Origin of the sequence: Corynebacterium sp. ES2775-CONJ (genome assembly GCF_024814515.1) — a bacterium.
In the GTDB taxonomy this organism is placed as follows: Bacteria; Actinomycetota; Actinomycetes; order Mycobacteriales; family Mycobacteriaceae; genus Corynebacterium.
This window is the reverse complement of record NZ_JANUXT010000001.1, coordinates 311929-337833: the sequence shown is the minus strand read 5'-3', so window position 1 is coordinate 337833 and position 25905 is coordinate 311929. Positions and strand designations below refer to the sequence as shown.

Annotated in this window: 23 protein-coding genes; 1 reads left to right on the top strand and 22 read right to left on the bottom strand. The window is 53.2% G+C overall.

Annotated features, from left to right (window positions below; all coding sequences use genetic code 11):
- Positions 1–55: 55 nt before the first annotated feature.
- The 15 genes from rpe to pyrR form a co-directional block, all read right to left on the bottom strand.
- Complete coding sequence (rpe, locus tag NXT01_RS01555) at positions 56–739, bottom strand: ribulose-phosphate 3-epimerase (protein ID WP_259076749.1); 684 nt, start codon at positions 737–739, stop codon at positions 56–58.
- 31 nt (positions 740–770) lie between these two features.
- Positions 771–2264 (bottom strand): RsmB/NOP family class I SAM-dependent RNA methyltransferase, encoded by a 1494-nt coding sequence (locus NXT01_RS01550; RefSeq protein WP_259076747.1) that lies wholly within the window; start codon positions 2262–2264, stop codon positions 771–773.
- Positions 2261–3205, bottom strand: a complete 945-nt coding sequence (gene fmt, locus NXT01_RS01545) for a methionyl-tRNA formyltransferase (RefSeq protein ID WP_259076745.1) — start codon at positions 3203–3205, stop codon at positions 2261–2263. Before fmt ends, NXT01_RS01550 begins: the two co-directional genes overlap by 4 nt.
- Positions 3206–3342: 137 nt before the next feature.
- The gene (locus NXT01_RS01540) at positions 3343–5406 is read right to left on the bottom strand and encodes a primosomal protein N' (RefSeq protein ID WP_259076742.1); all 2064 of its coding nucleotides are present in this window, start codon (positions 5404–5406) and stop codon (positions 3343–3345) included.
- Positions 5407–5442: 36 nt separating this feature from the next.
- The gene (gene metK / locus NXT01_RS01535; RefSeq protein ID WP_259076739.1) at positions 5443–6684 is read right to left on the bottom strand and encodes a methionine adenosyltransferase; all 1242 of its coding nucleotides are present in this window, start codon (positions 6682–6684) and stop codon (positions 5443–5445) included.
- A gap of 125 nt (positions 6685–6809) precedes the next feature.
- Positions 6810–8060: a bifunctional phosphopantothenoylcysteine decarboxylase/phosphopantothenate--cysteine ligase CoaBC gene (gene coaBC, locus NXT01_RS01530; protein WP_259076737.1), complete on the bottom strand. Its 1251-nt coding sequence runs from the start codon at positions 8058–8060 to the stop codon at positions 6810–6812.
- Between the two features lie 148 nt (positions 8061–8208).
- Complete coding sequence (gene rpoZ / locus NXT01_RS01525; protein ID WP_259076734.1) at positions 8209–8487, bottom strand: DNA-directed RNA polymerase subunit omega; 279 nt, start codon at positions 8485–8487, stop codon at positions 8209–8211.
- A 115-nt stretch (positions 8488–8602) separates the two neighbouring features.
- Positions 8603–9172: a guanylate kinase gene (gene gmk, locus NXT01_RS01520; protein WP_259076730.1), complete on the bottom strand. Its 570-nt coding sequence runs from the start codon at positions 9170–9172 to the stop codon at positions 8603–8605.
- A gap of 4 nt (positions 9173–9176) precedes the next feature.
- Positions 9177–9500 (bottom strand): integration host factor, actinobacterial type, encoded by a 324-nt coding sequence (gene mihF, locus NXT01_RS01515; protein WP_259076728.1) that lies wholly within the window; start codon positions 9498–9500, stop codon positions 9177–9179.
- 248 nt (positions 9501–9748) lie between these two features.
- Positions 9749–10594: an orotidine-5'-phosphate decarboxylase gene (pyrF, locus tag NXT01_RS01510; RefSeq protein WP_396124691.1), complete on the bottom strand. Its 846-nt coding sequence runs from the start codon at positions 10592–10594 to the stop codon at positions 9749–9751.
- The gene (carB, locus tag NXT01_RS01505) at positions 10581–13940 is read right to left on the bottom strand and encodes a carbamoyl-phosphate synthase large subunit (protein ID WP_259076726.1); all 3360 of its coding nucleotides are present in this window, start codon (positions 13938–13940) and stop codon (positions 10581–10583) included. The genes pyrF and carB overlap by 14 nt, the downstream gene beginning before the upstream one ends.
- Before the next feature lie 17 nt (positions 13941–13957).
- A complete protein-coding gene (gene carA, locus NXT01_RS01500) occupies positions 13958–15088 on the bottom strand; it encodes a glutamine-hydrolyzing carbamoyl-phosphate synthase small subunit (protein WP_259077099.1) in 1131 nt (376 codons plus the stop codon).
- Positions 15089–15128: 40 nt separating this feature from the next.
- Positions 15129–16469, bottom strand: a complete 1341-nt coding sequence (locus tag NXT01_RS01495) for a dihydroorotase (RefSeq protein ID WP_259076719.1) — start codon at positions 16467–16469, stop codon at positions 15129–15131.
- Positions 16470–16496: 27 nt separating this feature from the next.
- The gene (locus NXT01_RS01490) at positions 16497–17438 is read right to left on the bottom strand and encodes an aspartate carbamoyltransferase catalytic subunit (RefSeq protein ID WP_259076717.1); all 942 of its coding nucleotides are present in this window, start codon (positions 17436–17438) and stop codon (positions 16497–16499) included.
- A gap of 2 nt (positions 17439–17440) precedes the next feature.
- The gene (gene pyrR / locus NXT01_RS01485) at positions 17441–18010 is read right to left on the bottom strand and encodes a bifunctional pyr operon transcriptional regulator/uracil phosphoribosyltransferase PyrR (protein WP_259076715.1); all 570 of its coding nucleotides are present in this window, start codon (positions 18008–18010) and stop codon (positions 17441–17443) included.
- A gap of 474 nt (positions 18011–18484) precedes the next feature.
- Here pyrR and NXT01_RS01480 point away from each other — a divergent pair, with 474 nt between their 5' ends.
- Positions 18485–19843, top strand: coding sequence for a TIGR01777 family oxidoreductase (locus NXT01_RS01480; protein ID WP_259076713.1), 1359 nt, complete (start codon positions 18485–18487; stop codon positions 19841–19843).
- Positions 19844–20465: 622 nt separating this feature from the next.
- On the opposite strand, the gene NXT01_RS01475 is transcribed toward NXT01_RS01480, so the two are convergent.
- The 7 genes from NXT01_RS01475 to NXT01_RS01445 all read right to left on the bottom strand — a co-directional run bounded on the left by NXT01_RS01475 (position 20466) and on the right by NXT01_RS01445 (position 25894).
- Complete coding sequence (locus NXT01_RS01475; RefSeq protein ID WP_259076709.1) at positions 20466–21197, bottom strand: hypothetical protein; 732 nt, start codon at positions 21195–21197, stop codon at positions 20466–20468.
- A gap of 194 nt (positions 21198–21391) precedes the next feature.
- Positions 21392–21970 carry a transcription antitermination factor NusB gene (gene nusB, locus NXT01_RS01470; RefSeq protein WP_259076707.1) on the bottom strand — a complete coding sequence of 193 codons (579 nt, stop codon included), beginning with the start codon at positions 21968–21970 and terminating at the stop codon, positions 21392–21394.
- Between the two features lie 27 nt (positions 21971–21997).
- Positions 21998–22561, bottom strand: coding sequence for an elongation factor P (gene efp, locus NXT01_RS01465; RefSeq protein WP_259076705.1), 564 nt, complete (start codon positions 22559–22561; stop codon positions 21998–22000).
- A 119-nt stretch (positions 22562–22680) separates the two neighbouring features.
- Positions 22681–23772, bottom strand: a complete 1092-nt coding sequence (locus NXT01_RS01460) for a Xaa-Pro peptidase family protein (protein WP_259076703.1) — start codon at positions 23770–23772, stop codon at positions 22681–22683.
- An 86-nt stretch (positions 23773–23858) separates the two neighbouring features.
- Positions 23859–24302, bottom strand: coding sequence for a type II 3-dehydroquinate dehydratase (aroQ, locus tag NXT01_RS01455; protein WP_259076700.1), 444 nt, complete (start codon positions 24300–24302; stop codon positions 23859–23861).
- A 12-nt stretch (positions 24303–24314) separates the two neighbouring features.
- On the bottom strand, positions 24315–25376 hold the full coding sequence (aroB, locus tag NXT01_RS01450) for a 3-dehydroquinate synthase (protein WP_259077098.1): 1062 nt from the start codon (positions 25374–25376) through the stop codon (positions 24315–24317).
- A gap of 5 nt (positions 25377–25381) precedes the next feature.
- Positions 25382–25894: a shikimate kinase gene (locus NXT01_RS01445; protein ID WP_259076698.1), complete on the bottom strand. Its 513-nt coding sequence runs from the start codon at positions 25892–25894 to the stop codon at positions 25382–25384.
- Between the last annotated feature and the right edge of the window lie 11 nt (positions 25895–25905).

Below are 25905 nucleotides of genomic sequence, written 5' to 3'. Positions count from 1 at the left end.
TCTAACCTTAATCGATCGACGAGTCTGGTTTGGGGTTTTTAGCAGCTAACCACGTTTAGCTATTGGTTGCAGCTCGAGTAGCTAGTTCTCTGAGGTGAGCTACAACCGCGTGCGGGTTTGGAGAGCCAAAAACTGCAGAGCCGGCTACAAAAGCATCGCAACCTGCGGCGGCTGCCTGCTCGATCGTATCGGTTCCAATGCCGCCGTCGATCTCTATGAGTGTGGAGAGATTGCGATGGGTGATTTCCTTTCTTAACTGCCGGACCTTCTCCAATTGCTCTGGCATAAACGACTGGCCTCCGAAGCCTGGCTCAACGCTCATCACTAATACAAGGTCGAATTCGGCGAGTACGTCTATATACGGCGTTAGGTCCGTCCCTGGGCGTAGGGAAAATCCTGCCCTGACCCCGCGGCTGCGAATATGACGCGCTAGTGCCACAGGGTCATGTGTTGCTTCCACATGAAAGATGACGCACGCGGCGCCCGCATCGATATAGGAGTCTACCCACTTCTCAGGTTCCTCAATCATCAGGTGAACGTCGAGTTCTTGCGAAGTGAGCTGGTGCACGGTTTCTGTGACCATCGGACCAAACGAAAGATTAGGAACGAAGTGACCATCCATAATATCGACGTGGATCCAGTCAGCATTGGATACCGTCTTAATGTCCTTGGCCAGGTGGGCGAAATCAGCAGCCAGAATGGATGGGGCAATAATGGCGCGGGATTCTAAATCACTCATGCCCCCATCGTAGTCGCTTCTGTTGAATGCGTTAGTTCTTCCTTAATACAGCGAAGAACATGGCATCTGTGCCATGTCGATGTGGCCACATCTGTACAGACAACTCATCTCCAGTCTGCTCCATACCGAGAGCAAACGGGTGAGCATCGCACTCTGTCACCGGGAGTTTTTCTACCGCCTTGTCGACGATGGCGCGAGTTTCGCGGAGATCAGGAGAGCAAGTGGAATACACCACTACTCCACCTGGCCGCACTAAGGTAATCGCCGATTCCAGCAACTCATACTGCAAGGTAGAAAGTTGGGTGATATCCGCTTCTTGTTTGCGCCACCGTGCTTCGGGGCGACGCCTGAGAGCACCCAAACCGGAACAAGGAGCATCGACGAGAATGCGATCGAAGCCTGGTTGCAGTCCAGAGTCTCGACCATCAGCGGTATGAACCGTCACCGGTAGATTGCGCACAGTTTGGGCCACTAACTGGGCACGGTGTGGCTGTAGTTCTACTGCGTCTACACGAGCCCCCTCCATACGTGCGAGGCTCGCGATCAGTGCAGTCTTTCCCCCCGGACCGGCGCATAAGTCTGCCCACCGGCCGGTGTCGTCGCCTTCTAATTCAGCCTCTACCAAGGCTCTAGCAATAAGCTGCGAACCTTCGTCCTGGACTGCTGCAAGTCCTTCCCTGACTGGTTCGAGACGTCCCGGATCACCTGATTTTAGATAAACGGCATAGGGGGAATATTTCCCGATCTCTCCCCCAGTTATAGCAGCCAATTCCTCCGCAGAGATCTCACCGGGACGCGCCACAAGGTGCACTGTAGGACGCAAGGAATCAGCATGAAGCGCCTCCTCTAATTCTCCTAAACCGAGAATTTCAGCGAAGCTTCGCGCGATCCATTCAGGATGTGCATGACGAAAAGCAATCGCCTCTAATTCGCCGTGAGGTGTCAGCGATTCCAGCAACTTTTCTTTATCTTTTCGGGAGATATGGCGCAAAATCGCATTACTAAAGCCTTTGGCTTTCTCCTGCCCGATAGCCCCTACGAGCGTGACAGTGGAGTCAACTGCGGCATAGGGGTCAACCCTGGTGTAGAGGAGTTGGTAGGTTCCGAGCCGCAGAGCGGCCAAAACGCCCTTGTCGATCTCTGGCAGCGGGCGTGAAGAGCAATGCGCGATCACGGCATCGACGACCCCTTGTACGCGGAGTAATCCATAGGTCAACTCCGTGGCGAAAGCGGCGTCGCGGCGCTTCAAGCGGTAGTCACGCAGTAGTTGCGGAAGAGCCAGGTTCGCGTATGCCCCTTCCTCGTTGACGCGGTAAATAATATCGAAGGCCACCGCGCGGGCGAGGTCGACGTTCAGCAGATCATGTGGGTCTCCACCGGGAGTGTAGTAAAAACGTGACGAGCTTTTCTCATAGGTTTTGCTGCGCTGTGATCGCGGGCTCTGAGAGTCCGATGAGGGCGGGACAGCTTGGATGCCCTTCTTAGCGTTGGAACGGGAGCGAAAGCCACCAGCCGAAAATGTCATTGCATAACCAACCCTTCTGTAGTACTCAAACCCCGCGCCCAGTCAGCAGCGTTCATCATTTTTTTGCCCGGCGCTTGAACTTCAGTCAAAGCCACACTACCTGAACCGGTTCCTACCAGAACTCGTCTCTTCTCGATCAGAAGCTCCCCGGGCGCCAATGTATAAGCCGCATGGTCCTCGCAGAGATGCACGCGCCCAAGTTTTATCCTGTCGGCGCCCAGCATTGTCCAAGGCCCGGGCGTTGGAAGATGGGCTCGGATATGTCTATCGATATGCGCAGCGCTGAGTGTCCAATCGACCCGAGCGTTAGCAACGTTGATCTTGGCCGCATGTGTTACAGAACCTTCCTGGGGTTTCAGCAGCGCCGTACCCGAGGCTAACTGATCCACCGACGAGACGAGGAGATCCGCTCCCAGATCGCTAAGGTGAGCCAATAACTCTCCCGCCGTCTCAGTACCGATCATGGGGTATTCCACGGTGTCGATGAGCGCACCAGTATCAAGTCCCTCATCGATCCTAAACGTGCTTGCTCCAGTTAGTCGATCACCGGCAGCAATAGCAGCTTGAACGGGGGCTGCTCCGCGCCACCGAGGTAGCAGGGAGAAGTGGAGATTGATAAAACCGAAAGGTACCGCATCCAGCAGATCACTGGGGATCATATTTCCGTAAGCAACGACAGGGACACAGTCTGGATTGAGTCGCGATAACGCTGCGCGAAATTCATCTCCATCTTCGGTTCCCGCTTTCAGCGTATGCGGCCGTAGCACTTCTATGCCGTTGTCAATAGCAAGCTGCGCCACCGGTGAAGGATGAAGGGCACGCCCTCGTCCTTGGCGAGCGTCAGGTCGGGTCAGGACAGCCACAACCTCGTGATCTGAGGCAATAAGTTTTTCTAAGGCTCCGACCGCGGGCTCTGGGGTCCCTGCGAAAATTAGACGCATATAGTTTTTCTTTCTGTACTGGCGAGGACTTTTCCACATTTAGCTTGTATTTTCTGCTCCCTACTATAAGCGACTCGAAATCCTTTGCAGAAAAATAGCGTGAGCTCTCGAGCTAGAGAGCACCAGGAGAGATAGGCTTAGCCAATCCGGAGAGGATCCACTTGAATGCGCAGGGGTAATGTTTGCTTCTTGAGTGCCCTCGCATATGCGGCTTTGGAGAGCGCCCTGCCAAGCTCGTCCTTGGGGAAAAGAGGAGCTCGAATAAGAATCCGCTGTGGTGGACCGAAGGAATCCTGATCATATTCACCGGGTAAACTCTGTCCAGGTGGCAGATCCACAGGTCCTAAAACTACGGCGGATGGTGGCAGTTCGACGATTCTCAAAAATTGTTCCACGGCACCCGCAGCGCCATCAATGGCTGCCATATGAACGGCAGGGGGCAAATTTACTTCGGAGCGTTCGGCTAATTCTCGAGCCGCGTGCCCAGGGGCATCCCACCTGATCAAATGCTGCACAACGGCTAAGCCTGGGTCCGCAACGATCACAACCTCTCCCCCATGCCGACCGGGAATGACCAAGCTGGAGGCGGACATCCAAGATTTAAAAGCCTCCTCGGTGGCCCGCAGATCTTGCCGCCCTAGGAGTGACCATGTATCCAATAACACCGCTGCTCCATAGCCGAGACCGTCAACGGTCGGCTCCGCCCCCGGTGTGGCAATAACGATGGCTGGCTTGTCTACGACGGTGGCGAGTATATTTTTCCCTCCCGACGTTCGGATTGGCGTCTGTGGGAAAGCTAGTCCGAATTCTTCAGCAGTCCTTTCTTGCCCTAAGACGACTGCGCGTAGCTGTTGTTTGCCACATTCCATACATCGATAATTCGGTTCTTGGCGGCCACACCACTTACATTCCGGAACCGCTGCAGCAACCGGATAGTGCCTGTCCGATGGTGTGAGGGCACGAGGATGCATCCGAGAGTTAGAAATTCCTAATGGTCCGTTGCACCCTCGACAGCGGGCGGGATGCCTACAATTGCCGCAACTGAGAACAGGAATATAGCCTTTTCTAGGTACCTGAACAAGAGCAGGAAGCCCTTTCTCTAGACTGGAGCGGATCGCTTGGAAGGCACTACTGGGTAGACGAGAGTTGCGGGCATAGCGGTCGCGTTCGAGAGCGAGAGCGGTATCCGCGCTGGCATGTATTCTTGGCATCGAGCGCCTAATAACTTCACGGGGAGCACTCAGATCGTGAACCCAGCCTGATTCCACGAGCAACTGGCTTTCGGCGGTTCGTGTCCACCCAGCGAGGATGAGTGACGCTTTTTCTTGAGCTGATCGAGTAGTTAAAACTTCGCGGGCGTGTATATAGGGAGCACGCGGGTCGACGAGATTCTCATCACCATCATCCTTTAATATAATCAGCGATAATTTATTAACCGGTGCAAAAGCCGCACTCCGAGTACCTATGACTAAGCGGCCTTGGCCGTGCAGGACCGAGAGAAAGCGGCGGTATCGCGCCTGCTTACCTAAGGATGACGTAAGAATAGTAATTTGCTTGGTTCCAACAAGGGTACGCAGAGCCTTCTCAAGGCGGTCCACGTCACGCTGGTGTGGCACCACGATGAGTGCCCCTCGCCCCTCGAGTGCGACTTTTACCGCTAGATTGGCCATAGCTAGCGCCCAGTCCTCCTGGGGCGCAAATTGCCATGCTGCCCGAGCTATTTTCTGAGCGAGTACCGCATCGACGAAACTAGTTCCGTGAGAGTATTTAGCGAATGCGCTCAGGTCAGGCTCGCTAACCTCACCGCAGTCTTCCCATGCTGTTGTGGTATCAGAAGTTTCAGCTGCTGCATGGCGGCTCGGAATGGCAGCACGTATGAGATCGCTGGTGATCCCCCCATATCGCGCTGCTAAGGCGGCAATTAAGGCTCGCAACTTCTCGGTGTACACAACCTCGGGAGAAATCACTCGCTCGAGCCATTTCAGTTGTCCTGGGTGATCGGGGTCAGAAACGCGGTCGATTACCACCGCGTTAACTAGGCGGTGAGCAAATCGGACCCTTACCATGACCCCTGGCTGGCAGTCTTCGGATTGTTCAGCGTCGATACGATACTCGAATATTCGGTCGAGTTGAGATAGCCCCAATAAAGGCAAAACCCGCGCCACCGGAGCATAGGGTGCTGGTTCGCGAGTTTTAGCCATAGTAGAAATATATACGATAGGTGCGACGCTCGGCTGTTAGGCTCGGGCTGCTAGAATTCGGTTTGCCACCTCGGAGAGTTGATCAACCCGATCAAGCCTTTCCCATGGAAGATCCAGATCCTCACGGCCGAAATGACCGTAGGCTGCTGTCTGCCGGTAGATTGGGCGCAGCAGATCGAGGTCGTGGATGATGGCGGCGGGTCTGAGATCGAAAACCTCCGTTACTGCATATTGGATATCTGCATCGCTGAGTCCGTTGAGAGCCGTTCCGAATGTCTCGACGTATAATCCTACTGGGTTAGCTCGGCCGATTGCATAGGCTACCTGCACTTCTGCCCGTCGAGCCAAGCCCGCTGCCACAATATTCTTAGCAACCCATCGCATGGCATAGGCCGCAGACCGGTCAACCTTACTGGGATCTTTACCCGAGAAAGCTCCACCACCATGGCGAGCCATGCCACCGTAGGTATCAACGATAATTTTGCGCCCCGTCAGACCTGCATCCCCCATGGGGCCGCCGATAACAAAGGACCCCGAGGGGTTTACCAGTACTTTCTTATCCGCGGTTGTGATCAACTGATCGAGCTGGGTTTCTGCAATCACCCAGTCGATGACATGGGTCGTGATCTGTTCGGCCAGCCATTCCTGCGTAATCTCAGGATCGTGTTGCGCCGATACCACAACCGTGTCAAGTGCCACTGGACGATCGTTTTCGTCATAAGCGAGTGTTACTTGAGTCTTACCATCGGGTCTCAGGTGTCCTACGATTGATTCCTTTCGCACCTGGGTAAGGCGTCGCGCAAGTCGATGCGCTAAGTAAATCGGCAACGGCATATAATCGGGAGTTTCGTCTGAGGCGTATCCAAACATCAGACCTTGATCGCCCGCTCCAGCTTGATCATTTTGATCTTCAATTTCGCCGCTCCGCGCTTCTTGTGACACTGAGACCGAGCCGCCAATTTCTGGACTTTGCTCGCCGATGGCTATATTGACGCCGCAGGTACTTCCGTCGAAGCCTACATGAGAGGATACGAAGCCAATCTCTCTGAGCGTAGAGCGAACTAGGGTGGCAATATCAACATAGGACTGGGTTCGTACTTCCCCCACCACGTGGACCTGTCCAGTGGTGACGAGTGTTTCCACTGCAACGCGAGAATCCTTGTCGCTAGCGAGCATGGCATCGAGAATGCCATCCGAGATGGCATCACAGATTTTATCTGGGTGCCCCTCAGTCACGGATTCACTTGTGAAGTACCGAAGTGCGGTGGTCTCAGACATATAATTTTCCTCTAGTTCAATTTTAGGGGCCTATGCGTCGGCCTTTACTTTTACATAGGATCGCGTCACACATAGCTTCAGCGATGCGAATGAACTCACCCTAATATAGACCAAGCTGTCTAAAATCACAAAGACCTGGTCTCCAGATGGGACTCGACGCTGTCGAGAATGGCTGAGGCAATAACGGCCTTGGATGCCTGGGCTAACTCACTCGTATGCCCGTCGCGGTGCAAGATATAACCAGCATTTGTTGTTTGACCGAATACTTTCCCGCTCCCAACTTCGTTGAGCATCATCAGGTCACAGCCTTTTTTAGCCAGTTTGCGCAGCCCGTAGTCTAGCGCTGTATATGTGCTATCACCGGTTTCTGCAGCAAAACCCACTATAACAAGCGATTGCGGTAGGGTGCCTTGGTCGCGCTGCTCCACCACCGAGGCCAGAATATCGGGATTCTCAACCATCTCGATGGTGGTTAGCCGTGCGGCCGCAGAGCCGTCTTTTTTTAATTTTGTTGTCGCCAGCTGAGCTGGGCGATAGTCCGAGACCGCCGCTGCCATGATGAGCACATCCGCATCTGCTAACTCTTCAGTTAATGCCTGATGCATATCGAGCGCAGATTCCACGATGATCAGGCGGGCACCGGCGGGCACTGGTAGTTCTTGGGTATTGCCAGCGATGATCACCACGTTGGCGCCGCGCTGGGCGGCAATCTCGCCCAAAGCATAGCCTTGACGCCCGGAGGAATGGTTGCTGATGAACCGCACTGGATCGATGGCCTCTTTAGTCCCCCCCGCTGTGATGACGATTTTCCGGTTAACTAAGCTCTGCTCGAGGTGAACCCCGGCACCAACACTGCGTGCGAGCTCGGCGATTTGGAGCGGCTCCAGCAATCGCCCCGGACCTGAGTCCTTACCTGTCAACCGTCCATGGGCTGGATTGAGCACGACGTAACCACGAGATCGCAGCACCGCGACATTGTCGACAGTGGCGGCATTCTCCCACATCTCGGTATGCATGGCAGGAGCAAAGACCACTGGGCATGTGGAAACTAAAATGGTAGCTGCGAGCAAATCATCAGCTCGGCCACTAGCAACCCGAGCCAGCAAATCAGCTGTTGCTGGCGCTACGATGATCAGATCCGCCTGCTGGCCAATGCGTATATGCTGGACACCAGCGACATTTTCAAAAACTGAGGTAGCTACGGGATTACCACTGAGCGCCTCGAAGGTGGCTGAGCCGACAAATTGCAAAGCGGCCTCAGTAGGAACCACGATGACATCGTCCCCACATTCCTTGAAATGACGAATCAAGGCACATGCCTTATAGGCAGCTATGCCTCCGGCGACGCCAATGACGATGGTGCGCGGTGTACTCACCTAAAATCCTCTCGCTTGGATATCCACGATCTTCTATTAAATTAGATGGCTGCGATAGTGGTCAATAATAACCGAAAGCACCTCCGACAAAATCTGCCGAAGGTGCTAGCTGGCGGAAGCCGCTGAGAACTCCCCACAGCGGAATCGTCTAGCCTTCCTCGTGGTCAAGAAGTCCAGATTCAATTTCTCGCAGAGCGATTGATAGTGGCTTTTCTTGGTGCTCCGGAGTGACTAGAGGCCCAACAAATTCGAACACTCCCTCGTCTTCCTGCTGAAAGTAGGAGTTAATTTGGCGGGCACGTTTGGCCGCAAATATGACAAGGGCGTATTTGGAAGATACCCGTCCGAGCAGCTCATCGATAGGAGGTGCCGTAATGCCCGTAGGCTTGTCGTAGACGCCCTGATTTTTCTCGTTAGCGTTGCTCACGTTAGTTTCTCTTCACCTTCATTGTGTTGATAAATTTTCCCTGCCCTGCACTTAGATTAGCCGGCTTGGGTATTGCATACAAAAAGTACTCAGCCTGAGCAGTCAGGCATGATACTCAGCTTCGAAAGATGCGCACCAGCCGAGTAACCGCTTCTTCGAGGTCGTCGTTAACAACAATATGGCGGAATTCGTGCTGCGCTTCCATCTCTACCCGGGCGGTCTCTAAGCGCCGATTGACGGCAGCTTCATCTTCGGTGCCACGACTAGTAAGGCGCTCAACAAGTGTGTCCCAACTAGGTGGGGCCAAAAATACAGATTCAGCCTCAGGCATCATAGCCACTACGTTGCGCGCCCCTACGAGGTCGACCTCGATGAGAACAGGGCGTCCGGCTGCAAGCGCGTTCTTGACGGGTTGAGCAGGAGTCCCGGAGCGCTGCAATCCTCCATGGATATCAGCCCACTCCAGCATTTCACCCTTGTCGATGCACTCTTGGAAGTACTCAGCAGTGACAAAGAAGTAGTCCCTGCCATCCTGCTCGCCAGGGCGAGGCCCCCGTGTTGTCATCGATACGGAAAAATAAAGGTCGGGTAGTTCCTCGCGCAGCCTTTTCACCACCGTGGATTTGCCCACTGCGGAGGGACCGAGCAAAACAACCAACCGACCACGGGCGCTGGCGCCACTCATGTGATTAATCCTCGGAGAATCCGAAACGCTCCAGGAGCGCACGGCGCTGACGATCGCCGAGACCACGTAGACGACGCGTCTGAGCAATTTCGAGCTCTTCCATGATTTCCTTGGCCTTGACCTTACCAACCTTGGGCAGGGACTCCAACAGCGCAGAAACCTTGGTCTTTCCGATAATTTCGTTCTCGGAAGCCTTCTCGAGGACTTCCTTCAAAGTGATGTCGCCGCGCTTGAGTTCTTCCTTGAGCTTAGCGCGAGCTTTACGTGCTTCTGCAGCCTTTGCCAGGGCTTCTTTACGCTGCTCGTTGGTCAACTGTGGGAGTGCCACGTTGGAGCCTCCAAATCGTTAGGGAAATACTGGATTAAAATTCTTGTAGTGCGCCTTTGCACAGATCACGCAAAGGCTCATGCGAAAATCTACCACAAAATATTTGTATTACAACGTTGAAATTAATAATGCTGTTCTGCCCGCTTCACGGTAATTTGCAAATCTTCTGGTACTACCCTATTTCTCGGTTAAAACCGCAGGTCAACAACGTGTAGACCTGCGGTCTGAATAAACCCTCTGAACTGGTGTTATGAGAATTCCTCAGCACATTTTCGAGCCTCGTCGCGGAGTTTGCTAGCACTCGGCCCATATCTGAGGATCGCCCGCGAGATATTAGGGAAACTTAAATCGGTTACCCCCTTTGTAATGCGAGCAACATCACTCGCCTGTGCTCCCTGAGCACCCACTCCCGGGAGCAAAACTGGCCCGTTGAACTCACTGAGATCAGGAGGGTTATCCACTGTTGCTCCAATAACCACGCCGATATCACCCACGGAGTGAGTATGGTGCTGGTTATTGACTGATGCGGCCGCGTTAACGATCTGTTGGGAAACCCTAACGCCGTGGGCGTCACAGTGGTTTTGAAGGTGTCGAGCCTCTGGGTTGCTTGTTGCAGCCAGGACGAAAAGGCCGCCCTTATGGTGGTGAGCGAGCTCGATAACAGGCTGGAGAGAGCCAAAACCTAGATATGGGGAGACCGTTACGGAATCGGTTCCCAGCGGCGAGGAGGGATCCAACCACGCCCGAGCATATCCTGCCATAGTGGAACCAATATCGCCTCGTTTGGCGTCGGCAAGCACTAGAGTTCCAGCCTGCCTAAGCTCACTCAGAACAGTTTCTAGCACCGAGATACCAGCAGCTCCGAAAGCCTCGTAGAAGGCAACTTGAGGCTTGATCAAAGCCACATGGCCGGCGAAGGCTTCAACGCAGATCTCAGAGAATTTCTCGATACCAGATGGGGAGTACTCTAAACTCCACGCGCTCAGTAACTCAGGGTGTGGGTCGATCCCCACACATAAACGGCCCCACCGTCGCCCCGCTTCACGCAACCGGTAACCAAAACCAGCACCTTGTTCCATATCAATTGGATTCATGGCGGCCCACTGCGTGATCAAGTTCTTGCAAAGCTCGCACCGAGAGAGTGCCGCGACGTCTAGCCTCTATCCCCTGCACTGCCGCCGTGACGCCTTGAACAGTGGTCACTAATGCAACACCTGCACCCACTGCGGCGACACGAATCTCATAGCCATCGTGAAGAGCCCCTGCGGATCCCGCTGGAGTATTGAGAATAAGGTCTACCTTGCCCTCGTGAATTAAGTCCACAATCGACTTACGTCCTTCGTAGCCTGGCTGGTCTACTTCGGAGCGTTTGAGCACCTGCTCGCATTCAACGCCATTACGGCGCAACATGGCTGCGGTACCAGAGGTGGCTAAAAGTTTGAATCCGAGGGATGCTAAACGCTGAATTGGGAAAATCAGGGTTCGCTTATCGCGGTTGGCAACTGACACGAAAACGGTACCCTGAGTTGGTAGCGCTCCGAAGGCTGCTTGCTCAGCTTTGGCGTAGGCCGCACCGAAATTATCAGCCAGTCCCATCACCTCACCCGTGGACTTCATCTCGGGAGAGAGCAAGGTATCGAGCATGGTGCCATCGGGGCGCCTAAAGCGAGTAAAGGGAAGCACCGCCTCCTTCACTGCGATTGGGCTTTCTAAGGGGAGCGATCCACCATCATGGTCGGTAGGGATCATTCCCTCTTCTTGCAGCTCCGCGATGCTAGCACCTGTCATGATTCGTGCCGCCGCTTTGGCTAGATGGACCCCGGTTGCTTTTGATACGAAGGGCACTGTACGAGAGGCACGTGGATTGGCTTCGATGACGTACAAAATATCGTCCTTCAGAGCGAACTGAACATTCATCAATCCCTTGACCCCAATCCCATGGGCAAGGGCCGTCGTGGAACGTCGCACATTTTCGATATCCTCGGCACCCAAAGTCATTGGCGGGAGAGCACAGGCCGAATCACCAGAGTGAATTCCAGCCTCCTCGATATGCTCCATAACACCTGCTAGATAGACATTCTCGCCATCACACAAAGCGTCAACGTCGATTTCGATAGCATTATCTAGGAAGCGGTCTACGAGAACAGGATGATCGTTCGTAATTTCCGTGGCTCGGTCTATATAGCTCTCGAGAGATTTTTCATCGTAGACGATTTCCATACCTCGCCCGCCCAGTACATACGAAGGGCGCACAAGTACGGGATAACCAATTTCGGCGGCTACCGCGCGGGCTTCCTTAAAGGAGGTTGCGGTACCGAATTCCGGAGCTGGTAGTTCCGCTTTTCGCAAGACTTCGCCAAACTCGCCGCGATCCTCCGCGAGATCGATAGCCTCGGGGCTGGTGCCAATAACGGGAACCCCAGCATCGCGTAGTTGGGCCGCGAGACCCAGAGGAGTTTGACCCCCCAGTTGCACGATCACACCTGCAACGGTGCCCGACTGGGACTCAGCATGGTAAACCTCCATAACGTCTTCGAAGGTCAGTGGCTCAAAGTATAGCCGGTCGGCCGTATCGTAGTCTGTGGAAACAGTCTCCGGATTGCAATTGATCATCACGGTTTCGTAGCCCACCCGTGATAATTCAAGAGCCGCGTGCACACAGGAATAGTCAAACTCAATACCCTGGCCGATGCGGTTCGGGCCGGAGCCCAAGATGATAATTTTCGGCTTTTCCCTCTGTGGGCTCACCTCGGACTCGGCGGCTGGATCGAGTTCATATGCCGAATAATAATACGGGGTCTGGGCCTCAAATTCTGCCGCGCAGGTATCAACAGTTTTGAACACCGGACGAATTCCTAGCGACCAACGCAAGCGGCGAATCCCCGCCTCACCAGCGAATTCTGGTCGCAACTGGGCAATCTGACGGTCGGAGAGGCCATAGAACTTAGCTCGGCGCAACAAGTCTTCTGACAGAGTTTTTGCGGCGATCATTTCTTCGCGGAAATCTACTAGTGATTTCAATTCACCCAGGAACCACGGATCTATTCCGGACTTTTCGTGAACCTGCGCGATTGTGGCACCAAGACGAAGCGCCAATTCCGCGTCATATAAACGGCCTTCGGTCGGACGAACGAGGTCCTCGAGGACGGCCTGGAGGTCTCGGGCGCGATCGCCGGCGAATACTTCATCGTCTACGGCCCAAAAGCCAGCCTGCTTATTTTCCAAAGACCGCATGACCTTTCCTAAGGCTGCGATATAATTGCGCCCGAGACTCATGGCTTCGCCTACGGATTTCATGGTGGTCGTAAGCGTATCGTCGGATCCTACGAATTTCTCGAATGCAAAGCGAGGAGCCTTAACGACCACATAATCTAAGGTAGGTTCGAAAGCTGCTGGCGTTACCTTGGTGATATCATTATCGATCTCATCGAGGGTATAACCAATGGCTAATTTGGCTGCTATTTTGGCAATAGGAAATCCCGTTGCCTTCGAGGCCAATGCCGAGGATCGCGACACTCTGGGATTCATCTCGATGGTGATCAGGCGCCCATCCTTTGGATTGAGCGCGAACTGGATATTACATCCACCAGTATCAACACCCACTTCGCGGATGATTGCGATACCCTGATCGCGCATTTTCTGGAATTCGCGGTCGGTCAAAGTCATGGCGGGGGCCACCGTCACGGAGTCACCTGTGTGCACACCGAGAGCATCGACATTCTCAATCGAACAAACAACAACGACGTTATCGGCGCTGTCACGCATCAATTCGAGCTCATATTCTTTCCATCCCAGGATGGATTCTTCGATCAACACATTGGCCTCAGGAGATGCAGCTAGGCCGCCACCGGCTATACGCTCAAGATCGTCCTCGTTATAAGCCAAACCAGAACCTAAACCACCCATAGTAAAGGAGGGTCGCACAACGACAGGGAGACCAAGTTCTGCAACGGTTTCATGCACTTGTTCCATATTGTGGCAGACTCGTGAACGGGCAGACTCTCCGCCAATCTTCGCTACAATATCTTTGAATTTCTGACGGTCTTCACCCCGTTCGATGGCTGCTATATCAGCGCCGATGAGCTCAACACCGTATGCGTCGAAGGAACCGCGCCGATCTAGCGCGATGGCGGCATTCAGCGCAGTTTGGCCTCCGAGGGTCGCCAGCACTGCATCGATGGGGTGTCCTTGAGCACGCTCTTTTTCGAAGATCGCCTCTATATATTCGGGTTCAATCGGCTCAACGTAGGTATGATCGGCAAACTCTGGGTCGGTCATAATCGTGGCCGGATTAGAATTAACCAGGCTAACTCTCAAGCCCTCGTCCTTTAAAACGCGGCAGGCTTGGGTGCCCGAGTAGTCAAATTCGCAGGCTTGACCAATGACGATTGGACCTGATCCGATAACCAGGACGTGCTTGATATCTTGGCGTTTTGGCATTGTACGCTTCCTCCTGGTTAGTTTTTCTGCTGCGCTGCCATCACGGCAACGAATTGGTCAAAAAGCGGCTGGGCATCCGTGGGGCCGGCTGCGGCCTCGGGGTGATACTGCACAGAAAAAGCGCGGCCATTGACAAGAGCTACACCCTCAACAGTGCCGTCGTTTAAGCACGTATGTGTTATCTGCGCTCGTCCAAAGGGGGTATCGAAACTTTCACCCGGTGACCCCTTTAGAGCGAATCCGTGATTCTGGGAGGTGATATCGATCTTGCCGGTGAGGTGATTAAGAACGGGAACATTGATACCCCGGTGACCGAACTTCAATTTATATGTCTCAAGTCCCAGCGCACGGCCGAGGATTTGATTCCCGAAACATATGCCAAAGAGAGGTATTTCGTGTTTGAGGATCTCTTTGACAATTCCGACCATGATATCTGCGGTAGCAGGGTCCCCTGGTCCATTGGAGATAAAAATACCGTCAGGCTGATGGGCCATAATATCTGCAAAGGAAGTATTAGCTGGAACAACAACAGTTTTAATACCGCGGCGGGCAAAATTACGTGGTGTATTCGATTTGATACCCATATCGTAGGCAACCACCGTAAACTGGGGGTCTCCCTCACTATCCACGGTATACACATCATCGGTACTGACTTGCTCCGCCAGGCTCTGCCCAACCATCTCAGGTTGGGATTTGACGATCTGGATGAGTTCGTCAAGTGGCTTGTCGGCATCGTCACCGGAGAAGATACCAGCCGTCAATGAACCGAAATGCCGTAGATGCCGCACTATGGCACGGGTATCGACGCCCTGGATACCCACGATATTCTGAGCGACCATTTCCTCTTCCAGGGAACGACGAGCACGCCAGCTGGAAACGGTGGTGGAGAGATCGCGAATCACGAGACCAGCGACCCAAATGCGGTCATCGCGAGATTCACCGTCTTCGTCATTCCACCCAGTATTTCCAATCTGAGGGGCGGTGGTCACCACGATCTGTCGATGATAAGAAGGATCTGTCATGGTCTCCTGATATCCGGTCATCGCAGTGGTGAAGACCGCTTCACCTAAAGTGCGGCCAAGAGATCCGAAGCTTAAGCCGCGGAAAACCTTGCCGTCAGCTAGAACAAGGAGCGCTGGGGTGCGCATAGGGTTATTCACTATATGAGCCTTTCGAGAATTTTCCTGCTTATTGAGCTTCGGGCGCCCTAAGCTGCGTGATGGTACCGCGTAAAATGGTGGCAATAACCCTAGCGTCAAAAGTCATCCCCGCATAGGGCGTATTGGAAGACTTCGAAGCCAGGGCCAATGGATCGACTGTCCACGGCTGATTCTCGGCAATGAGCGTGAGATTCGCGGGTTCGCCTTCAGCGATGGGGCGACCGTGGCCCGGAAGCCGGACGAGTTCGGCGGGCCGTTCAGACATGACTTTTGCGACAAAACGCCAGTTAGCCAAGCCGGAAGAGACAAAGAGTTGAGCAATGATGGCAAGCGAGGTTTCCAACCCCAGCATTCCTGGGCGAGCGTTCTCAAACTCACAGCATTTCTCCTCAGAACCATGAGGAGCGTGATCGGTAGCAACTATATCAATGGTGCCATCCAGCAGGGCATCGCGTAACGCCACCGTATCTGATTCCTCACGTAGCGGAGGGTTGACTTTATTCACGCCATCATAAGTTTCTAAACGCTCGTCGGTGAGCAACAGGTGATGCGGGGTAACCTCGGCGGATATGGGAATATCCTGACTCTTGGCCCAGCGCACCAACTCAACGGTGCCCTTAGTGGAAGCATGACAAATATGCATCCGGGTGCCATAATCCCGACAGAGTAGAGCATCGCGAGCCACTATGGACTCCTCGGCAACACGTGGCCAGCCCTGCAAACCTAATGTGGCAGCTCGTTTTCCTTCATGTGCCGACGCTCCATCTGTTAGTCGCGGATCCTCACAATGCTGAGCAAGGAGTACGTCCGTACCCTTAGCGTATTCAATAGCCCGGCGCATCAATAACGGATTGTCCACACATTTTCCGTCATCGGAGAATAGCCGCACCTTGGCTTGTGAACGCGCCATCATCCCAAATTCGGTCAGTACCTTGCCTTCAAGGCCCTGCGTAATCGATCCGACGGGGTGAACATCGCACAGACCTATGTCTTGGCCTTTAGCCCACACGGCCTCAGCGATGATCGACTGGTCCATCACGGGTTGAGTATTAGCCATAGTAAATACTGCAGTGAAGCCACCGCGGGCGGCTGCGAGCGATCCCGTCGCGATGGTTTCGGTATCTTCTCGACCTGGTTCACGTAAGTGCACGTGAATATCTACCAGCCCAGGCAGTAGAACAGCACCCTGACCATCGATGATCCGATCAGCTTGGGTTTGTTGCGAATCGAGTTCGATGATGACCCCGTTGTCAATGAGAATATTTTGGGGTTTGCCTTCGCCATAGGGGCGTATGTTTTTGAGCAATAAGGTTCCAGGAGCCGCCGGTGCGAGCTCACCCGTGGCAGGATAATGAACTGAATCAGACATCTATGTTTTCCTTCTCTGACGCGTGATTTAAAAGCCGTGGTTATCGGAATGAGCAAGCAGCGTAAATAACACTGCCATCCGGCTGTGAACACCATTGTTCACCTGCTGTAGCACTGCAGTGCGAGGTAAGTCAGCGACATCGTAGCTAATTTCCATACCGCGCAGCATTGGGCCTGGGTGCATGACAATGGCCGACTCTTTGAGCAGGGATTCCCGCTCGCGATTCATCCCATACAGGGTTGCGTATTCGCGGTGTGACGGGAAAAAACCTCCATGCATGCGTTCTTTTTGAACACGCAGCATCATTACGACATCAGCGTCTTTAAGCTCGGAATCCATGTCATAGGAGGTTCGAACTGGCCAGTTCTCCACTCCCTGAGGAAGCAGGGTACCTGGTGCTACCAGTACTACGTGAGCTCCAAGGGTGCTGAGAAGATCAACGTTGGATCGTACGACTCGGGAATGGAGACAGTCACCGACGATCACGACCTTCTTGCCCTCAATCTCGCCCAGGCGTTGTCGCATAGTGACGGCATCAAGAAGAGCCTGGGTAGGGTGCTGATGCGCACCGTCTCCAGCGTTGATGACACTAGGGCCATCACCGCCTGGGGCGACCCACTCGGCCAATTGCGCGGCGGCACCAGCAAAAGGATGCCGAATGATGAGGGCATCCGCGCCTACAGCTTTGAGTGTGAGTCCCGTATCTTTGAGCGATTCTCCCTTTTGCACCGACGACGATGAGGCCGAAATATTGATAACATCGGCACTCATCCACTTACCCGCGGTTTCGAACGAGGAACGCGTTCGCGTGGAATTTTCATAAAAAACCGTGAATATAGTCCGCCCGCGCAGCGTCGGCAGCTTCTTGATTTCTCGACCCATTAGGGCCTCGCGGAAACGGTCGGCCTCGTCCATGAGTGCAAGGATCTGATCTTTGCCCAGGTCACCGATGGAAAGTAGGTGCTTCATCTTTACTTGTCGCTTCCTCGAGTTAGGATAACCGCGTCACGGCCATCAATTTCATGTAGCAGTACGGTGACATCTTCGGTGCGAGAAGTGGGAAGATTCTTGCCCACATAATCAGCACGAATGGGTAATTCGCGGTGACCGCGATCAACAAGGACTGCTAATTGTACAGAGCGGGGCCGCCCCAAATCGCGCAGAGCATCAAGTGCGGCGCGGATAGTTCGTCCCGAATAAAGGACGTCATCGACTAAGATGATATGAGATCCGTCAACTCCCCGAGTGGGAATTTCTGTGGGTTGCAGAGCGCGATGTGGCTTAGAGCTGAGATCATCACGATAAAGGGTGATGTCTAAGCTTCCAGTAGGAATATCTACGCTTGAAAACTCGGCGACTTTTTGCTGTAAACGCTTAGCCAGAGGTACGCCCCCGGAGGGGATGCCTAATAACAGGATGGACGAATTGTCAGCGGCGTCAAGGGCCGTTTTTTCGATAATTTGGTGCGCGATGCGTGCGATAGTGCGCGCCACGTCTTCAGCTTTAAAAAGCTCGACCGTAGCGGGTTTAGATTCGCTCATCGTGACCTCCTTCCCCGCCTCTCTGTGCGGTCCGTTAAAGGATGTCGTGCCCCGAATGAGGCGATGGACAGTATGAAATTGTTGCGATGGCTGATCCGCTGGCCACCGCAAAGCGACCGTATAGATTCAACTAGGTGAGATGATAGCACCTCAGGTAATAGACTATAGCAATTTCGAGCGAGCAACTCCCCCACAACTGCCATTGTGTACCCGAACTGGTAAAGCTTCCGAGCAGAAACTGGAATGAGGGCAGCGGCTGCTAGCTGGTTCATAGTCTCCCCTCATTGACAAAAAAGCCCTAAACTGGTGGGTAACGATTATCTCTACGCCTTTAGCTAGGCGCCAAGATAGGCAGAGCCTGCAAGGCTCTCCTTATCGCCATGATTCGACACGGCCGTTCTCCTAAGATCTGCCACGTCGTTTCAGCGACGTTGCCGAGTTTTAAAGCTATATCAAGAAAGAGCACACATCCTTATGAGTCTTCATTCCACCCACGTTGTCCCCGCCCCGAGGAGTGAGGTGTGGGAGTGGCATAATCGAAAGGGAGCAGTATTAAGACTCTCCCCTCCATTTTTCCCTTTCAACCCGATCTCTGAGGCGGAGTCCTTAAGCACGGGTACAACCGTTTTTGCACTCCCAGCAGGGCTGAAGTGGGTAGCCCGCCACGACCTGTCGGGGTATGTTGCTGGACGTCAATTCACTGATATCTGTGCCACAGCTCCGATCCAAGTACTGGCTAACTGGCGCCATACTCATATCTTCGACGACACCTCCATCGACGATATCCAGGCGACTGCTATCACCGATGATGTTCGCACCCGGCTGCCCAGTTTGAGCTTGAATCCAATGTTTGCGTATCGACAGCACCAAATCATCAACGATTTCCAGGCTAAAGCCCGATTCGAGGTGATAAGTGATCGGAAACTACGCGTTGCGATCACAGGGTCGAACGGAACTGTGGGACGCGCTCTCGCTGCGCAACTGAGCACTCTGGGTCACACAGTTATCCCTTTGGTGCGCAGCAATCCCGAGGGTGACCAACGCCTTTGGGACCCCGAGTGCCCCGATAAAAAGCTTCTCGAGAATGTTGATCTCCTCGTTCACCTCGCCGGTGAACCTATTTTCGGCCGCTTCAGTGAGGCCCACAAGAAGGCGCTTTGGGATTCTCGGGTGGAGCCAACCCGTAAACTCGCCCAACTCGTAGCTCAATCGGATGATTGCCACACGATGATCTCAGGCTCCACGATCGGAGTCTACGGTCACGACCGTAGTGGCGAGACCCTCGACGAAGAATCTGACACGGGCGAAGGATTTCTCGCGGATTTGGCTCGCAACTGGGAGGCTGCGACCAGTCCTGCCTCTGAAGGAGGCAAGCGGGTAGTTAACCTACGCACGGGCATCGTTATTTCAGGGCGTGGTGGTTTTCTGCCAGTCATGCGCACGCTTTTCTCGACAGGGTTAGGGGGGCACCTCAGTGATGGTTCTCAAGGTTTCTCATGGATTGCGCTCGATGACCTGACTGACATAATCATCACCGCGGCTCTTGACGGTCATATATCGGGCCCCATTAATGCCACCAGTCCCAACCCTGTTACCAATGCCGAGATGTCTAAGATGCTAGGGGCTCAGTTAAGGCGACCGGCGATATTCCCAGTCCCAACGCTTGGTCCCAAAATCCTCCTGGGTTCGCAGGGGGCCGAAGAATTTGCGCTGGCCGATCAGCGGGTACTACCGCGAGTGCTATTAGCTCGCGAGCATATTTTCAGGTATCCGGGCCTTGAGCAGGCTTTGGCTCATGAACTCGGCAATGAGGAGCTTGTCGACGCTTCTTAGACTGTTCCCCTGCCCAGGACGCTGAGCGGCCTGGGCATTTCTTATCCAGCTGTGGTGCGCCACGTGAAGTCTCAGTGTTTCGCACAGCGATAACCAGGTTACGAGACTTTCCCTGTATATACCCATAGAGGCTCTCGCCTGATTGATATCGTCGGCACGTCGACCGCATGAACGAAACTCTATCGAGTTTCCACAGCCACGATTCCAAAGATTAGATCACAGATCCACCACCGTTCGGTATTTCTGATCCACAAATGCGTTAACCCTTCGAACCTCTCGTCGAATACTTTCTTCAGTCCTCTACAGCTGGAATGGTTGCTACCGTGCGGGCGATATCGTTTCCTCGACGGGGCCGCTGCCACTAAGAATATGAACCCAGTTCACGCACACATAATTCGGACGAAAAGGCTCACCAACGTGGATCAATGGCAAAGTTTTACTTCTCATGAGCCGAATCAAAACTCAATACAACTTTGGGTGCGAACTTCGATGAATCTACCCGTAGGGAGGAATGCAACATAATCTGCGCCACGATCGCAGATATTGCTCCGCCAAAAGTTAAAAGCCGCACCTCCAACCCTGTGGTCTAGGGAGTTGAAGGTACGGCTACGCGCTTAGATGACTACGAGGAGCGTCCCGGAGTAAAGAGAGTAGTCTGGCCGTCCCTGTCCAGGTCAATGTGGTCAGAGGCAAAACCGCTCTGGTAGTTATTGGAATCGAATCGAATATTGATATCGCTTAACTCACTGGGTTTGACCGAGAGAGCTAAAATCCCAGCATCGAGCGGGCGATCAGTTTCTGCCCTCATCTCGGAGATATCACGGCCAGCAATGGTTCCGGACCATGTGCCTTCTGTCACGGGAGTAATTTTGTCGTTAACTTTTTCCACAAAGCTAAAGACAACAGGCGCGGGATTATCGGCTGCGTCAGCTTTAGGAAAATTCGCCACCATAAACTGATCAGTCTGAGGCAAATTGGTGGAGGGCGCAGCAAAGACAATAGCCGGGGACGCAACTTCTTCGTGGGTGGGCTTCGGATCCTCGATTACCACTGTGGTGCTTTCAGCGGCACGCGATCGGTTTACCTCCACAGTGTCGAGCTTCTCGCTCGATCCTGTAGCGAGCGCGGTTAATTGACCGGCTGTCTCCCCAAGTTGTGGATCGTCGAATAGCGTGGTCCCGATATCTTTCACCAAAGTAGGCGCGTTGTCTGGAATCTGGGCCTTCAGCTCACTGACGTTGATTCCGGCGCTGCCCACTATGGACAAGAGAACTGAGGTGATGAGGGCGATAATCTGCTGGACCACTGGAGAGTTGAAGTCGATGTCACCAAGAACTGGCAGGTTGAATTTCACTGCGCCATACCAACTTTCATTTGAGGGCTATGTCTAAGCGCTGAGTCGGCGGCTTACCATATCAACAACACAAGAAACATCCGACACAACTGACTATTTAAAAAACTTCTCTCATTCTAGTCACATCTGTAACAAAATAGCGAGAAAATACCCCCACCACTCTTAAATGATGGGGGTAGCCAAGCTAGATATATTTAGTCGTCTGGGTCGCGACCATCAAAGCTCTCATCGTCGGTTAAATGGGCCTCCGCTTCAGCAAGGGCATCGGCGAACCCCATACTATGCTCGTCCTCATGACCGTCTGGATCATCAAAGGCGCGCAGTTCGTCAATATTTTTCGCAATTGAATCAAGCACGCCGTTGATATAGGCGAATGCATCATCGACTGAGTACTGCGAGGCTAGCTCGATACCGTCCTTGATAGCCGTTTTAACTGGAACGTCCTCATTAAAGATAAGCTCCCATACAGCCACCCGCAGGATAGCTCGATCAACGGCTGATATGCGGTGTAGTTCCCAGTTCTCAGATAGATGAGAGGCTATGACCGAATCGATTCTATCGAGCTCTTCTGCAACCCCTGCCACTATTTCCCTGGTATATGGGTTCACTGGAGCGATCTCACTAGCTGGAAGAGCAGCTAATGAGACTCGATCAGATAACAGGGCTACCGGGTCAATATCACGGGCCTCGGACTCGTAAAGGAAATCAACCGCGCGGCGTCGCGCTTTATAGCGCGATCCATGACGCTTATACTGCGCTCGCGGTGCTGGCATAGGATTATTTTCGGACTCAGCCACGATCTAGTGATTCACGCGTGAGAGGTAGGAGCCGTCCCGGGTATCGACCTTTACTATATTACCGGTCTCCACGAACAACGGAACTTGGATTTCTGCGCCCGTTTCCAACGTAGCGGGCTTAGTTCCGCCGTTCGAACGATCACCTTGCAGTCCCGGTTCGGTGTGAGCAATTTTCAAATCAAGAGAAATGGGAAGCTCTGCAAAGAGCGGCTCTCCCTCATGGAAGGAAACTTGGATGGTTGTGTTCTCAAGGAGGAACCTCGCTCCCGAGCCAACGATATGCTCAGCAAGTTCGAGCTGCTCATAGCTCTTTTCATCCATCACCACGAAGGAAGAACCATCGTGATAGAGGTAGGTCATGTCTCGGCGATCCACGGTGGCTGTCTCAACCTTAACTCCAGCGTTAAAAGTTTTATCGGTCACCTTTCCGCTGACAACGTCCTTGAGTTTGGTACGCACAAACGCTGGGCCTTTACCTGGTTTAACGTGCTGGAATTCGATAATCTGCTGGAGCTTATTGTCGATCTTGAGAACGAGTCCGTTCTTGAAATCAGCGGTTGTTGCCACCTTTATACTTCCTTCTTCATCATTGGCATGAGTGAACGTACAAGATAATACATGATGCATCGCGGTTATTTTAACTCTTCCTCCCGAGACTGCAGACCTGGGGAGGGAGGGAATTTCTCTTAAACGATCATGAGATCTTTGCTCAGACCTGTGAGATTTTCTGCAGCTCCAGCCTGCACAATCAAGGTATCCTCGATACGAACACCTCCGCGCTCGGGTATGTATATGCCAGGTTCGATGGTTACCGTCATTCCCTCGCACAATACTCCCGCGGCATTCTTCGCTGCAGCTGGCGCTTCGTGCACATCGAGTCCGACACCGTGTCCGGTGGAATGGACGAAGTAGTCGCCGTACCCTGCTTTAGTAATAATATCCCGACATGCCTTGTCAACATCGGCAAGCGAGGTACCAGGTACTGCAGCCTTGCAACCAGCCAATTGTGCTTGTAGCACCACATCATAGATTTCTTGGGAAAAGTCCGTTGCATATCCGACAATCACGGTTCTTGTGGTGTCGGAATTATATCCCGCCGCGTAGGCACCAAAGTCTATAGTCACGATATCGCCCTCGCATAGTATCCGATCCCCAGCTTGGTGGTGCGGCATTGCAGAATTCGGGCCAGAAGCGACGATGGTGTCAAAACTGGGCCGCTCGGAGCCTCGCACCCGCATCCTATATTCCAAGTCAGCCGCAATCTCAATTTCGCTACGACCCGCTCGGATGCCACCCTCATCGAGAAGTTCTTGAAAGGCGGAATTTGCTATATCTGCGACACGTCGCAACCGCTCTTGTTCCTCTTCTCCTTTAATACGGCGCATCTTTTCAATGACCTGGGTGACAGGGACTAGTTCGAGACCCTCGCCAGCAGCTTTCTTTAAAATCTCCAGCTGAGTTACCGTGACAAAGTCAGCTTCGAAACCCAGTCGAGCAACGCCGCTGAGACCCTTGATGAGATCCGGGGCACATGCGCGGGCTTCTCGGGCCTTGATATCGGGAACCTCCGCGGCTATTTGTGTTAGGTATCGTCCGTCAGTTGCGATATCTGCCTGCCCATCAGCGTAGACAACCAAACCAGCGTTAGAGCCAGTAAAACCGGACAAGTAGCGCACGTGAGTGAGGTGGGAAATCACGAGAGCATCTAGATTTAGCTCTTTAAGTTCGTGGGCAAGTATTTTCCTGCGATTAACAAAGTAAGAACGTGCGTCCACCATGAAAATTACCTTTCTTCGAAACTCCAGTCGGCCACCTTCGACCAAACTTTGCATGATCTTACTCCTGCTACACAGGTCCTTGGGTTCTAGCTAGCTTCCGCTATTAGATAATCGAGAGCCAAAAGATAGCCACGTACACCCAGACCCGCAATTGTCCCCTTGGCAATGGGTGAGAGATAGGAGTGGTGCCTAAAGCTCTCTCGGGCTGCGATATTTGATAGATGCACCTCGATGAAACCTGCACCCTCGGATATTTCAGCAAGAGCATCTCGAAGGACTACCGAGGTATGTGTCAACCCCCCAGGGTTGATAATTATTGGTTGTTGTTTATCGACGGCTTCATGTATCCACTCCACAAGCTCGCCTTCATAGTTAGATTGCTTACAGGTAACTGTGAAACCCATGTCATTGGCATGTGCATGAAGGAGCTGTTCCAACTGGGCAAGCGTGGTCGAACCATAAATGTGCGGTTGCCTTTTACCCAACCGATCCAGGTTGGGCCCATTGAGTATTAAAATACTGCGACTCATCGCATTCTCCTTCTAAGAAATTCGCGCATAGGCCTCTTTAAGCTGTGCAGTTGTTGCGTCGTCGATTCGCGTCGGCGTAGCCACGTCGTTGAGGGCCACAAACCTTATCCGACCATCTCTGTTCTTCTTATCCACGCTCATCGCAGCGTAGAGATCCTCGAATCCAGCGTTTTGATAGCGAATCGGTAGACCGATTGAGGAAAGGATTTCCTCATGAAGCGCCACAAGATCACCTGTCATCACACCCTTGATCTCACTTAGGTGAGCAACGAATGCCATCCCTATCGCTACAGCATCACCATGTCGCCACCGGTACTGCTCATAACGCTCTACTGCATGACCAAAAGTATGTCCATAATTGAGGATCTCTCGCAACCCTGACTCCTTGAGATCCTGCGCGACCACATTCGCTTTGACACTGACTGACCGATGAATCAACTCCGGAAGGTCACCTGTGATATCGAGGCAGCGGGTGGGAGATTGCACATAGAGCTCCAAAATCTGGGGATCAGCAATAAAGCCTGTTTTTATTATTTCAGCGCTGCCAGCAATTCGGTCAGATTGAGGAACTGACGCTAGATATTGGATGTCAATAAATACTGCCGAGGGCTCATGGAAAGCTCCTACTAGATTCTTGCCACCGGGAGTATTGATGCCGGTTTTGCCTCCCACCGCAGCATCCACCATGGCTAGCACAGTAGTGGGGATGTGGATAACTTCTATCCCACGCATCCACGTTGCGGCAATAAAACCCGCAAGGTCGGTGGCAGCTCCCCCACCAAACCCAATTATTACGTCGCGTCGGCCGATCTTCAACTCGCCGAGGCGATCCCACAGCCTTTGTGCAGTCGCATAGGTCTTTGCTTCCTCGGCGTCGGGTATCTCAATGATAGTGCTCGGAATTTCAGCCCATTGCTTTATAAGCTGGTGCGCATAGTGAGCTACCGTTGGCTGACATAACACCACAACCCGGCCGGGACCCAGGCTAGAGACGTGGGCAGCGCACTCCGCTTCGAGCCGCTCCCCTATGCACACCCGGTAGGGGCGGGGCCCACGCACATTCACCTCGGCCAACATACTCATTGACAATCCTTAGCATCATAGGATTCCATAAAGCTTAAGATATCCGCTACCACCTGCTGAGGTGGCCTGGTATCGGTGGGGATCCGGATATCCGCTACCTCTCGGTAAAGCGGAATTCGAGGTTTCACCAGTTCTTCGTAGGACATATCATCGAGTAAAGGTCGCGCCGTGGTATCGCGAGTTCTCAGGTCTCCTTCCTCAATGCTCACATCTATCCATGCCACGGGATGATCAATCAGAAGCTTTCGGGTTGCATCCTCCTCGATCGCGCCTCCACCAAGACTAAGCACACCGTTAAGCTGTAGCGCCTCCGCGATCACCTCGGCCTCTATAGCGCGAAAAGTCTCAATTCCTTTGGCCTCAATGAAGTCACGGCACCGCTGACCTGTCCGCTGTTCTATCAGCTCGTCGCTATCAATATGCGCAATATTTAGGGCACTGGACAAACGACGGGCGATAGTTGTTTTGCCGGCACCAGGGGGGCCAACGAGAACTATTTTGGGAGCCATTTTATTCCTTC